The sequence below is a fragment of the Streptomyces tanashiensis genome (genome assembly GCF_014648895.1).
Lineage (GTDB): Bacteria > Actinomycetota > Actinomycetes > Streptomycetales > Streptomycetaceae > Streptomyces > Streptomyces tanashiensis.
Genome location: NZ_BMRZ01000009.1, coordinates 229139 through 241306, shown reverse-complemented (window position 1 = coordinate 241306; position 12168 = coordinate 229139). Strand labels below are relative to the sequence as shown.

Below are 12168 nucleotides of genomic sequence, written 5' to 3'. Positions count from 1 at the left end.
AGTGCGGCCTTTCGGCAGAAGAAGGTTCGTGGCCGGCGCCGGCGGAGCGGTCCTCGCCGTGACGGGAACGACAGGGGCGACGCCGGCCGGTGCCGCCCGGCCGGCACCGAGGAAGCCGCACCGCCGGCGGGAGTTCCGCGGGATGTGGCTGGCGACGGTCGCCAACCGCGACTGGCCCTCCCGCTCCGGCCTGACCGCCGAAGAGCAGCGCACCGAACTCCTCGGCCATCTGGACACGGCGGTCGAGCGCCGCCTCAACACGGTGGTCCTGCAGGTCCGGCCGACCGCCGACGCGCTCTGGCCCTCGCCGTACGAGCCGTGGGCCCAGTACCTGACCGGCACACAGGGCCGGGACCCCGGCTGGGACCCGCTCGGCACGGCAGTCGACGAGGCCCACGCCCGGGGGCTCGAACTGCACGCCTGGTTCAACCCGTACCGCGTGGCGAATCACACGGACCCGAGCCGGCTCGTCGCCGGCCATCCGGCGCGGCTCCACCCGGAGTGGGTCCTGCCCTACGGCGGGAAGCTGTACTACGACCCCGGGCTGCCCGAGGTCCGGAGCTTCGTCCAGGACGCGATGCTGGACGCGCTGCGCCGCTACGACATCGACGCCGTGCACTGGGACGACTACTTCTATCCGTACCCGGTGGCCGGGCAGGTCTTCGCCGACGACGAGACGTACGCGCGGTACGGCGGGGACTTCCCGGACAAGGCGTCCTGGCGGCGGAACAACACCGATCTGCTGGTCTCGGAGATGTCCGCCCGGATCAAGGAGACCAGGAGGCACACGGCCTTCGGCATCAGCCCCTTCGGGGTCTGGCGGAACGCCGCCACCGACCCGGAGGGCTCGGACACCCGCGCCGGGGTCCAGACGTACGACGACCTGTACGCCGACACCCGGAAGTGGATCCGGGAGGGCTGGATCGACTACGTGGTCCCGCAGATCTACTGGAACATCGGGCTGCCCGTCGCCGACTACGCCAAGCTGCTGCCCTGGTGGGACGCGGTGGTCCGGGACACCGGCGTCGCCCTCTTCGTCGGCGAGGCGCTCTACAAGGCGGGGGACCCCGCCCAGCCCGCGGCCTGGCAGGACCCGGCGGAGCTGTCACGCCATCTGGAGCTCGCCCGCTCGTACCCCTCGGTCGGCGGTCACTGCTTCTTCTCCGCGAAGGAGGTCGCCGCGGACCCGATCGGGGCGATGACCACGGTGGTGGCCGATCACTACCCGACCAGGGCCCGTCCTCCGAGGTAGGGCTCAGCGGGCCCCGGCCTCCGGGTGATGGCGTACGACGGTGTCGGGGCCCGGTGACATCAGGGCCTCGTGGCCGTCGTCGTCGAACTTCACGCGGTACGGGGGAGTGCCGTTCTCCCCCAGTACCTGAAGGACCTCGGCCGTGCGGTCGTGATGACCGACGGTCCGGCCGTGTACCAGCAGCTTGTCGCCCACGCTCGCCTGCATCGGGCTGACCTCCTCGCGACCGGGCTTCTCCTGGCCTGTACTGCGCCGGGTCTCTGTCTGCCATTGTGACCCGGTACGCCCCGATTCGTCGCGTCAGCTCTTCGCCCGCTGGGTGACCGCGATGCAGACCAGGACGGCCACCGCGGCGACCGGCGCGGCCAGCGGCAGCGTCTCGCCCAGGAGGAAGACCGACCAGAAGAGGGTGAGGAGCGGCTGGGCGAGCTGGAGCTGGCTGGCCTTGGGGATGCCGATCGCGGCCATGCCGCGGTACCAGACGTACAGGCCGAAGAAGGTGGAGCCGGCGGCGACCCAGACGAGGCCGATGACGCCGTGCGCGTTGAGGTGGACCGGCTCGATCGACAGGGCGACGGCCGAGGCGGCCACCATCAGCGGCAGGCAGAGGACCAGGGCCCAGCCGATGACCTGCCAGCCCGGCATGAGCGCGGCGAGCCGGCCGCCCTCGGTGTAGCCGGCCGCGCACACCAGCAGCGCCCCGAAGAGGTACAGGTCGCCCGTGGAGAACGAGCCGCCGCTCTGCTGGAGCGTGAAGCCCAGCACCACCACGGCGCCGGAGACGGCCGCGATCCAGAAGGTACGGGACGGCCGGCGCCCGGTCCGCGCGGCGGCCAGGGTCGCGGTGGTGAGCGGCAGGAGGCCCACGACCACGGCGGCGTGCGAGGTGGTGGAGGTCTGCAGGGCCAGCGTGGTCAGGAGCGGAAAGCCGATGACGACACCGCAGGCGACCACCGCGAGGCCCGCCCAGTGGCGACGCTCGGGCAGCGGGACCCGGCCCGCGAGGAGGAAGGCGCCGGCGATCAGCGCGGCGAGGGTGGAACGCACGGCCACCAGCGACCAGGGGCCGAAGCTCTCCAGGCCCCAGACGGTCGACGGGAAGGTGAGGGAGAAGGAGAGCACGCCGAGCCCGGCGAGCAGGGTGCCACGGGTCCGGGGGTCGGCGGCGGCACGGCCCTCGGGGGCGGCGGCGCCGGCGGACCCGGCCCGGAGGGATCCGGTAGCGGTGACCGCTATCGTGGTCGGGGTAGTAGCGCTATCCTGTGTTCTCATGCATGAGCGTAGCAGTGTCGCGGAACTGGCGAAATCCCTGAGAGCGGAGCTGAACCGCTACTCTCCCGGCGGGAAACTGCCATCGAGTCGGGCGCTCGTCGAGCGCTACCGCGTCTCCCCGGTCACCGTCACCCGGGCCCTCGCCCAGCTCGCCGCCGAAGGGCTCGTCGTCACCCGCCCCGGCGCCGGCGCCTTCCGCGCGGAGCCGCGCACCCCCACCCCGGTCGCCGGCGACACCTCCTGGCAGGAGGTCGCCCTCAGTGCCGACACCGCCACCGAACTCGTCCCCCGTGCCGTCGACGCATCCGGCGTCCTCGTCACCCTCTCCGCACCCCCGCCCGGCGTGATCGAGTTCAACGGCGGCTACCTCCACCCCTCCCTGCAGCCCGAGAGCGCCCTCGCCGCCGCCCTCGCCCGGGCCGGCCGCCGCCCCGGCGCCTGGGGCAGACCCCCCACCGACGGCCTGCTCGAACTGCGCGAATGGTTCGCCCGCGAGATCGGCGGCAGCGTCACCGCCGCCGACATCCTCGTCACCGCCGGCGGCCAGTCCGCGATCAGCACCGCCCTGCGCGCCCTCGCCCCGCCCGGCACCCCCGTCCTCGTCGAGTCGCCCACCTACCCCGGCATGCTCGCCGTCGCCCGCGCCGCCGGACTCCGCCCCGTCCCCGTGCCCACCGACACCGACGGAGTCCGCCCCGAGCTCCTCGAAGCCGCCTTCCGCGCCACCGGCGCCCGCGTCTTCGTCTGCCAGCCGCTCTTCCAGAACCCGACCGGGACCGCCCTGCGGCCCGAGCGGCGCCGGGAGGTCATCCGCATCGCCCGCGCCGCCGGGGCCTTCGTCGTCGAGGACGACTTCGCCCGCCGCCTCGTCCACGAGGACGCGGCGCCCCTGCCCGAACCGCTCGTCGCCGACGACCCCGACGGCGTCGTCGTCCACGTCCGCTCGCTCACCAAGATCACCTCGGCGAGCCTCCGCGTCGGCGCCCTCGCCGCCCGCGGACCCGTCCTGGAACGGCTCCGCGCCATCCAGGTCGTCGACAGCTTCTTCGTCCCCCGCCCCCTCCAGGGGGCGGCGCTCGAACTCGTCGGCTCCCCGGCCTGGCCCCGCCACCTCCGCGCCGTCTCCCAGGAGCTCAAGAGCCGCCGGGACGTCATGACCGGTGCCCTCGCCCTCCACCTCCCCGAACTCGCCCTTCCGTACATCCCCTCCGGCGGGTACCAGCTCTGGCTGCGCCTCCCCGACACCCTCCCCGAGGCCTCCCTGCTCGCCGCCGGACTGCGCGCGGGAGTCACCGCGGCCCCCGGCCGCCCGTACTTCTGCGCCGAACCCCCCGCCGGCCACATCCGGCTGAGTTTCGCGGGTGTCGCGGGCCCCACGGAGATCGTCGAGGGCGTGCGCCGGCTGCGGACGGCGGTGGACGAGCTCACCGCCTGACCCCGGGAACCGGGCGGCGGCGCATCCCGGCGCCGCCCGGCCCCCGTCCCTGGCCGGGGGCAAATTCGCCTGACAAGCCCGCGCGGCCCTGGAAGCCTTCGCCCATGAGCGACAGCACCACCACCGACACCCCCGGCGCGCCCGTCATGCACGGGGCGTACGAGATCTCAGCCGACCCCGCCCGGATCGACGCCGCCCGCGTCCACCACTGGCTGTCCACCGACGCCTACTGGGCCCTCGGCCGACCTCGGGAGAAGCAGGACAGTGCCATCGCCGGCTCGCTGAACCTCGGCGCCTACCACCGCGAGACCGGCGAGATGAGCGCCTACGCGCGCGTCGTCACCGACTACGCCACCTTCGCCTGGCTCTGCGACGTCTACGTCGACCGCCCGGCCCGCGGCACCGGCCTCGGCACCGCGCTCGTCACCGCCGTCCGCGACCACCTCGCGCCGTACGGACTGCGCCGCATCCTCCTCGCCACCGCGGACGCCCACGGCGTCTACGAGAAGGTGGGTTTCACGCCACTGCAGAATCCGGACAAGTGGATGGCTCTCGGGCAGCAGTGAGCCCGCCCCCCTCAGGACCCGGCACATGACCCCTTGACCAGCGGAGTCACCGGCCTCACGATCGCGGCCATGAGTCTTCGGGTGACGCTCGTCACGGCGGCACGCAGCTCCTCCCTGCTCGCCGAACGCTTCGACGACGACCGGCCGCTCGACGAGGCCGGCTGGTACGAGGTGCAGCAGGCCGCGCCCGCGCTCATCCCGCTCGGCGCGGCCGAACTGCGCTACTGCTCCCCGACCCCGCGCAGCCGCGCCACCGGCACCGCGCTCGGGTACGCGCCGCTCGCCCAGCCCGCGCTGCGCGACTGCGACATGGGCCGCTGGCGGGGCCTGACCCTCGCCGAGGTCGCCGCCCTCGAACCGGCCGCCGTCGACGCCTGGCTCGGCGACCCCCGCACCGCCCCGCACGGCGGCGAACCCCTCCTCGCCTTCATCACCCGGATAGGGAACTGGCTCGACACCCGCCCCGCCGAGGACGGCTCCATCGTCGCCGTCGCCGAACCCTCCGTCGTACGCGCCGCCCTCGTGTACGCCCTCAAGGCACCGCCCGCCACCTACTGGAACGTCGACGTCCGCCCCCTCTCCACCGTCACCCTCACCGGCCGCCCCGGCCTCTGGCACCTCCACCTCGCCACCGCCCCGTGCTGACGGCACCCGGCCGCGCGCGAAGGTGGGGAACCGGGCCCCCGACCGGCTAGCCTGAGAGCACGATGAACCGTTTGAGCACGTCATGGGGCGCCTTCACGCTGACCCGCTTCCCCGAGGACCCGCGCGACCAGCTGCGCGCCTGGGACGCGTCCGACGAGTACCTTCTCGGGCACCTCGCCGAGGCCGGGACCGACCTCTCCGGCAGCGTCGCCGTCGTCGGCGACCGCTGGGGAGCGCTCGTCACCGCGCTGCAGGCCGCGGGCCCCCGCGAACTCGTCCAGATCTCCGACTCGTACCTCGGCGTGCGGGCGACCCGGGCCAACCTCGCGCGCGCCGGGGCCGCCCCGGACGCCGTCCGGCTGCTCACCACCCAGGACCCGCCGCCCGAGCGCGTCGACGTGCTCCTCGTCCGCGTCCCCAAGAGCCTCGCGCTCCTGGAGGACCAGCTGCACCGGCTCGCGCCCGCCGTGCACGAGGACACCGTGATCGTCGGCACGGGCATGGTCAAGGAGATCCACACCTCCACGCTCAGGCTCTTCGAGCGGATCCTCGGCCCCACCCGCACCTCGCTCGCGGTCAAGAAGGCCCGGCTCATCCACACCACCCCCGACCCGGCCCTCACGCCCGGGCCGAACCCGTGGCCCCACCGCTACGCCCTGCCGGCCGACACCCCCGCGCCCGGTCTCCCCGGACTGACCGTCACCAACCACGCCGGGGTCTTCTGCGCCGACCGGCTCGACATCGGCACCCGCTTCTTCCTCGCGAACCTGCCCGGCGGGCTCGGCGGAGCCCGGGTCGCCGACCTCGGCTGCGGCAACGGCGTCGTCGGCATCGCCATCGCCCTCCACGAACCCGAGGCGGAGCTGGTCTTCACCGACGAGTCGTACCCGGCGGTCGCCTCGGCCGAGGAGAACTTCCGGGCCCACCTGGGCGCGGGCCGCAAGGCCGAGTTCCTCGTCGGGGACGGGCTCGCCGAGTCGGCCTCCGGCTCGATGGACCTCGTCCTCTGCAACCCGCCGTTCCACAGCCACCAGGCCACCACCGACCGCACCGCCCGCCGCATGTTCGCGGACGCGCGGCGCGCGCTCCGGCCCGGCGGCGAACTGTGGGTCATCGGCAACCGCCACCTCGGCTACCACGTCACGCTCCGCCGGATCTTCGGCAACAGCGAACTCGTCGCGAGCGACGCGAAGTTCGTGGTGCTGCGCGCGGTGCGCAAGGCCTAGGTGCGCCGGGGGTGCCCGCCTGACGGGCCGGGCACCCCCGGGTCCCCCTCGCGGTTCATCTGCTCCAGGACCGCGAGCACAGCACCAGCCGGTACCCGTCGGGGTCGGCGACGGTGACGCCGTACTCGTCCCAGTACGGGTTGTGGGCGGGCACCCGGGTCCCGCCGGCGGCCAGCAGCCGCTCCACCTGCTCCTCCTCGACGGGCGTGCCGAGGTAGACGACGAACAGGTCGTCGACGGTCGGGGTGGGCTCCAGCGGGTGCTCGGGGTCATGGGTCAGCTCGAAGTGCCAGCTGCCGTCCGCGGGCCCGACCATGAGCAGGTCGTGCTCCCCGGGCACCCGCTCGGTGCTCCGCCACTGCACGTCGAGGCCGAGCCCGTCCACGTAGAACCGCTCGGCGGCGGCGAGGTCCCGCGAAGGGCGGGCGACCCGTACCCGGGTCTGCGCATCGATGATCATGCCCCCAGGCTAGAACCGCCCGGCAGCGGCCGTCCTCCGGGATCCCCCTCTCCCGTCACGGAGTCGACCCTGACGCGAGGGTCAGGGTCCACGGCCCCGCCGGCCCTCCTCCCGGAGCGCCCCAGGACGAACGGCCGCCCGCTCGGCCCCTTCGACGTCCGGCGCGGGCGCGGCCTCACACCAGGGCGACCAGCTCCCGGTACTCCGCGCTCCACAGGTCCTCGTCCGCGTCCGGGAGCAGCAGGACCCGCTCCGGGCGCAGCGCGTCGACCGCGCCCTCGTCGTGCGTGACCATCACGATCGCGCCCGGATAGGTGCCCACGGCCGCCAGCACCTCGTCGCGCGACGCGGGGTCCAGGTTGTTGGTGGGCTCGTCCAGGAGCAGCACGTTCGCACCGGAGTGGACCAGGGCGGCCAGGGCGAGCCGTGTCTTCTCGCCGCCGGACAGCACCCCGGCCCGCTTGTCGGCGTCGTCGCCCCGGAAAAGGAACGCGCCGAGCACCGTCCGTACCTCACCGTCCGTCAGGTGCGGAGCCGCCGCCGCGAGGTTCTCCCGCACCGTACGCTCCGGGTCCAGCGTCTCGTGCTCCTGGGCGAAGTAGCCGAGCCGCAGCCCGTGCCCGCGCACCACCCGGCCCGCGTCGGGAGCCTCCTGGCCGGCGAGGAGCCGCAACAGGGTCGTCTTGCCTGCCCCGTTGAGCCCGAGGACGATCAGCCGGCTGCCCCGGTCCACGGCCAGATCCACCCCGTCGAGCACCGGCCGCCGCCCGTACGCCTTGGTGAGCGAGACCGCGCCCAGCGGCGTCCGGCCACAGGGGGCGGGCTCGGGCAGCCGGATGCGGGCGACCCGCTCGGCCTGCCGCTCCGGGTCGAGCCCGGCGAGCATCCGGTCGGCCCGGCGCGCCATGCTGCGGGCCGTCGTCGCCGTCGCCACCCGGGACTTCATGCGGTCCGCCTGCGCGTGCAGGGCGGCCGCCTTCCGCTCCGCGTTGGCGCGCTCGCGCACCCGGCGCCGCTCGTCGGCGTCCCGCTGGGCGAGGTACGCGTCCCAGCCGGTGTTGTGGACGTCCAGCGCGGCACGCCGCGGATCGAGGTGGAAGACCCGGTTCACGGTGTCGGCGATCAGCCGCAGGTCGTGGCTGATCAGCACGAGTCCGCCGCGGTGGCCGGCGAGATGGCCGCGCAGCCAGCCGACCGAGTCGGCGTCCAGGTGGTTGGTCGGCTCGTCGAGCAGCAGCGTGCCGTCCCGCCCGTGACCGGCGAAGAGGATCCGGGCCAGCTCGACCCGGCGCTTCTGGCCGCCGGACAGGCGGCCGACGGGCCGGTCCATGAGCTCGTGGGGCAGACCGAGTCCGGCGGCGACCCGGGCGGCCTCCGCCTCCGCCGCGTACCCGCCGCCCGCTTCGAAGGCGGCCTCGGCCTCGGCGTACGCGGCGAGCGCCCGTGCGTCGGGCGCCTCGCCGAGCCGGCGGGCGGCCTCCGCGAGCCGCCGGACCGCCCGGTCGAGGCCGCGCGCGGAGAGGATCCGGTCGGTGACGGTCACGGCGGGGTCGGCGGCCCGAGAATCCTGGGCGAGATGGCCGAGGGATCCGGTACGGGTGACGGTGCCGGCGGCTGGGGCGCGGAGCCCGGCCAGGGTGTCGAGGAGGGTGGTCTTGCCGGCGCCGTTGCGGCCGACCAGGCCGATGCGGTCGCCGGGGGCGACGTGGAAGGAGACGCCGGACAGCAGGAGCCGGGCGCCGACGCGCACGTCGGCACCACGAACGGTGATCATGGGATAACGCTCCGAACAGGCTTGAGGACACACGGGTGGCGTGAGTGCGGGTCCTCGGCTAGGAGATTCGGGGCGTAGACATGCCGTCGAGGCTAACGAAGCTCGGCGGCGGGCGCACCGGGATTTCTCCCGGCCGGCCCCTCAGGAGTCGGGAAAGGCCAGGTCGAGCGCGCGTACCTCCTCCTCCCCGGTGGTGAGGGAGAGCGTGACGATCCGGTCCCGGCGGAGGGTGGCCGCGAACGCCGACACCGGTCGCCCGGCGGCGAACCCGACCGCCCCGACGGCCCCGTCGACCAGCGCCGGCCGGGACACGTCCGCGCCCCGAGCGAAGGCGGCGGCCGTCTCGGCGACCGCGGCGATCCCGTGGACGGGGCCGCCCTCGGAGTACGCGACGACGTCCGGGTCGAGCACGGCCACCAGGACGCGGGCGTCACGCGCGCGTGCGGCCGCCAGGAACCGGTCCACCACCGCACGCTGCCGTCCCCGCTCGCCCTCGGTGCGGACCGCTCCGCCGCCCCGGATCCACTCGCGGGCCCGCCGGGCCAGCCGCGCCGCCGCTTCGGGGGACCCGCCGGTGATCCGCGCTGTCTCGGGCGCCGGCAGCCCGAACGCGTCGTGCAGGACATAGGCGAGCCGCTCCTCACTGCCGAGCCTCTCCAGCATCACGAGCAGGGCCAGCCACAGCGACTCGATCTCGTCCCGCCCGGCGGCCACCGGCCCGGACGCCCCGCCGGGGCCCCCGGCGTCGTCGCTCCGCCCCTGGAGCCTTCGCACGCAGGCCTGGCCCACGGCCGCCGTCAGCCAGGCGCGCACGGTCGCACCGCCGTCCCGCCCGAGCCCGGCCCGAGCCGCGGCGAGCGCCTCCTCGGCCTCCACCGGCGACCCCGTGATCCGCAGGGCGACGGCCCGCAGCTGCTCCTCGTGGGCGTCGAAACGTCCGGTCAGGGCGGTCAGAAACGTGTCGTCGTGCATGGCGCCTCACTCCTCGTCGGTTCCGTCACCGCGTTGACGCGGGGGCCCGCCGGGATGTGACAACGACCGCCGCCCCGGAGACTCCGGGGATCAGCGCCGTACGAGGATCCGGGCAGCGGAAAGGCCGGTCCGACACCAAGGTGTCGAACCGGCCTCCGTGGCTGGGTGCCGTGTGTCAGTCCGTGCCGAACTCCATCGCGGCCCGGTCCAGCATCTCCTCGTCGTCCGAGACCTCGCCGCGGGAGGCGATGGCCTCGGCGCCGCCCTCGGGCAGCTGCGTCATGGTGCCGATCAGGCCGGTCGCGGCCGCCTGCGCGGCCCCGATGGACGGGCTGCCGGTGCCGATCAGGCCGAGGCCGGCGTACTGCTCCAGCTTGGCGCGCGAGTCGGCGATGTCGAGGTTGCGCATGGTGAGCTGGCCGATCCGGTCCACCGGGCCGAAGGCCGAGTCCTCGGTGCGCTCCATGGACAGCTTGTCCGGGTGGTAGCTGAACGCCGGGCCCGTGGTGTCGAGGATCGAGTAGTCCTCGCCGCGCCGCAGCCGCAGCGTGACCTCGCCGGTGACGGCCGCGCCGACCCAGCGCTGGAGCGACTCGCGGACCATGAGGGCCTGCGGGTCCAGCCACCGGCCCTCGTACATGAGGCGGCCGAGGCGCCGGCCCTCGTTGTGGTACTGGGCGAGGGTGTCCTCGTTGTGGATCGCGTTGACCAGGCGCTCGTACGCGGCGTGCAGCAGCGCCATGCCGGGGGCCTCGTAGATGCCGCGGCTCTTGGCCTCGATGATCCGGTTCTCGATCTGGTCGGACATGCCCATGCCGTGGCGGCCGCCGATGGCGTTGGCCTCCATCACCAGGTCGACGGCGGAGTGGAACTCCTTGCCGTTGATCGTCACCGGGCGGCCCTGCTCGAAGCCGATCGTGACGTCCTCGGTGGCGATCTCGACCGACGGGTCCCAGAACTTCACACCCATGATCGGGTCGACGGTCTCGACGCCCGTGTCCAGGTGCTCCAGGGTCTTGGCCTCGTGCGTGGCGCCCCAGATGTTGGCGTCGGTGGAGTACGCCTTCTCGGTGCTGTCCCGGTAGGGCAGCTCATGGGCGAGCAGCCACTCCGACATCTCCTTGCGGCCGCCCAGCTCGGTCACGAAGTCCGCGTCCAGCCAGGGCTTGTAGATCCGCAGGTGCGGGTTGGCGAGCAGGCCGTAGCGGTAGAACCGCTCGATGTCGTTGCCCTTGAAGGTCGAGCCGTCGCCCCAGATCTGGACGTCGTCCTCGAGCATCGCCCGGACCAGCAGGGTGCCGGTGACGGCGCGGCCGAGCGGGGTCGTGTTGAAGTAGGCGCGGCCGCCCGAGCGGATGTGGAACGCGCCGCAGGTGAGCGCGGCAAGGCCTTCCTCGACCAGCGCGGCGCGGCAGTCGACCAGGCGCGCGATCTCGGCACCGTAGGTCTTCGCGCGGCCGGGCACCGACGCGATGTCGGGCTCGTCGTACTGGCCGATGTCGGCGGTGTAGGTGCACGGGATGGCGCCCTTGTCGCGCATCCATGCGACCGCGACGGACGTGTCGAGGCCGCCGGAGAAGGCGATGCCGACGCGCTCGCCGGCGGGCAGGGAGGTGAGGACCTTGGACATGGGAAGAGTATGCATCATCTCGCATGGTCATGCAAAGGGTGGCTTCCCGAAGGCTCGCGAGGGGATCACGGGCGGGCTCGCGAGCGGCGCGCGGGCGGGGCTCGCGAGGGGCGCGCGGCGGGGCTCACGGAGAGGCGCATGACGCCCTCGCGGAGCCGCTCGGCATCCCGGGTCCCCTTCGATCCTGCGGCAGTTCCCCCGCCTCGGCCACCGGACGCCACGAGCCACCCGTGACCGCCCTGCGCCCCCTACTCGTACGGCCCGCCCCGGAACAGCAGGCTGCCGTGGTGGCGGGGGCGGTCGCCGCGTTCGTGGGCCGCGTCCGAGCGGTCGGCGGGGGCCGAGAGGGCGGCGAGGCTCCGGAGCGTCGCCAGGCCGGCCAGTACCTCCTCGCGGCGGTCGGCGGACTTCATCCAGGCGGGCAGCCGCGCGAACATCGCCATCGTCGGGGAGGCGTGGCGCTCGCGCAGCCGCGCTCCCACGTAGGCGGCGAGCGCGTCGACGTGTTCCTCGTCGTAGGCCCAGAGGATCCGTCCCGCGCATCGGGTCTGGAGCCAGAGCGGCCGCCGGAAGAAGGGATCCTCGGTGCCGCCGGGCACCGCGCCGACCAGTCCGGCGCCCCGGCGGTCGGCGGCCCACTCGGCCACCGCGCCGCAGCCGCCGCAGGTGAGGCGGCGGGGCTGGAAGAGCAGGGCGCTGAAGTACTTCGGTGCCGGGAGGTCGGGCCGGGGCGTCACGAGCGCGCGGCCGCCGCACCTCGGGCAGACGACGAGCACCCGCCCGGTGAACTGGACGAGCCAGGTGCCGTGGTCGTGGTGGCGGACCGGTCCGGGGGGTGTGGGCTCGGCGCTCATGGGGGACACCTTGTCAGGCCGCACCGAGGCGGGCGACCGGATATGCGGGCTCCGGGCCCGGGGTCCGCCTGTCGCCGCGTCG

General features: G+C 74.2%; 12 protein-coding genes. 5 read left to right on the top strand and 7 right to left on the bottom strand.

The window, feature by feature from the left end; translation table 11 throughout:
• The first annotated feature begins 28 nt into the window (after nucleotides 1–28).
• Nucleotides 29–1252, top strand: a complete 1224-nt coding sequence (locus IE237_RS25700) for a glycoside hydrolase family 10-like protein (RefSeq protein WP_229842881.1) — start codon at nucleotides 29–31, stop codon at nucleotides 1250–1252.
• A 3-nt stretch (nucleotides 1253–1255) separates the two neighbouring features.
• Here the strand turns inward: IE237_RS25700 and IE237_RS25695 are convergent, their stop codons facing one another.
• Both IE237_RS25695 and IE237_RS25690 read right to left on the bottom strand, forming a co-directional pair.
• Nucleotides 1256–1459, bottom strand: a complete 204-nt coding sequence (locus IE237_RS25695; protein ID WP_189804479.1) for a DUF1918 domain-containing protein — start codon at nucleotides 1457–1459, stop codon at nucleotides 1256–1258.
• Between the two features lie 93 nt (nucleotides 1460–1552).
• Nucleotides 1553–2524, bottom strand: a complete 972-nt coding sequence (locus IE237_RS25690) for a DMT family transporter (protein ID WP_189804478.1) — start codon at nucleotides 2522–2524, stop codon at nucleotides 1553–1555.
• Between IE237_RS25690 and IE237_RS25685 the strand changes: the two genes are divergently transcribed.
• The 4 genes from IE237_RS25685 to IE237_RS25670 all read left to right on the top strand — a co-directional run bounded on the left by IE237_RS25685 (nucleotide 2523) and on the right by IE237_RS25670 (nucleotide 6396).
• Complete coding sequence (locus IE237_RS25685) at nucleotides 2523–3959, top strand: aminotransferase-like domain-containing protein (protein WP_189804477.1); 1437 nt, start codon at nucleotides 2523–2525, stop codon at nucleotides 3957–3959. The two genes, IE237_RS25690 and IE237_RS25685, sit on opposite strands and share 2 nt — an antisense overlap.
• 104 nt (nucleotides 3960–4063) lie before the next feature.
• Entirely contained in the window at nucleotides 4064–4525 is a 462-nt protein-coding gene (locus IE237_RS25680) for a GNAT family N-acetyltransferase (RefSeq protein ID WP_189804476.1), read from the top strand.
• Between the two features lie 69 nt (nucleotides 4526–4594).
• Entirely contained in the window at nucleotides 4595–5170 is a 576-nt protein-coding gene (locus IE237_RS25675; protein ID WP_189804475.1) for a histidine phosphatase family protein, read from the top strand.
• Between the two features lie 62 nt (nucleotides 5171–5232).
• Entirely contained in the window at nucleotides 5233–6396 is a 1164-nt protein-coding gene (locus tag IE237_RS25670; protein ID WP_189804474.1) for a methyltransferase, read from the top strand.
• A 55-nt stretch (nucleotides 6397–6451) separates the two neighbouring features.
• Here the strand turns inward: IE237_RS25670 and IE237_RS25665 are convergent, their stop codons facing one another.
• From IE237_RS25665 to IE237_RS25645, 5 genes are all read right to left on the bottom strand, one after another.
• Nucleotides 6452–6856: a VOC family protein gene (locus IE237_RS25665; RefSeq protein WP_189804473.1), complete on the bottom strand. Its 405-nt coding sequence runs from the start codon at nucleotides 6854–6856 to the stop codon at nucleotides 6452–6454.
• A 175-nt stretch (nucleotides 6857–7031) separates the two neighbouring features.
• The gene (locus tag IE237_RS25660; RefSeq protein WP_189804472.1) at nucleotides 7032–8630 is read right to left on the bottom strand and encodes an ABC-F family ATP-binding cassette domain-containing protein; all 1599 of its coding nucleotides are present in this window, start codon (nucleotides 8628–8630) and stop codon (nucleotides 7032–7034) included.
• A 141-nt stretch (nucleotides 8631–8771) separates the two neighbouring features.
• Nucleotides 8772–9602 carry a sigma factor-like helix-turn-helix DNA-binding protein gene (locus tag IE237_RS25655; RefSeq protein ID WP_189804471.1) on the bottom strand — a complete coding sequence of 277 codons (831 nt, stop codon included), beginning with the start codon at nucleotides 9600–9602 and terminating at the stop codon, nucleotides 8772–8774.
• Between the two features lie 175 nt (nucleotides 9603–9777).
• Entirely contained in the window at nucleotides 9778–11232 is a 1455-nt protein-coding gene (gene argG, locus IE237_RS25650) for an argininosuccinate synthase (protein WP_189804470.1), read from the bottom strand.
• A gap of 248 nt (nucleotides 11233–11480) precedes the next feature.
• Complete coding sequence (locus IE237_RS25645; RefSeq protein ID WP_189804469.1) at nucleotides 11481–12086, bottom strand: hypothetical protein; 606 nt, start codon at nucleotides 12084–12086, stop codon at nucleotides 11481–11483.
• Nucleotides 12087–12168 lie beyond the last annotated feature (82 nt).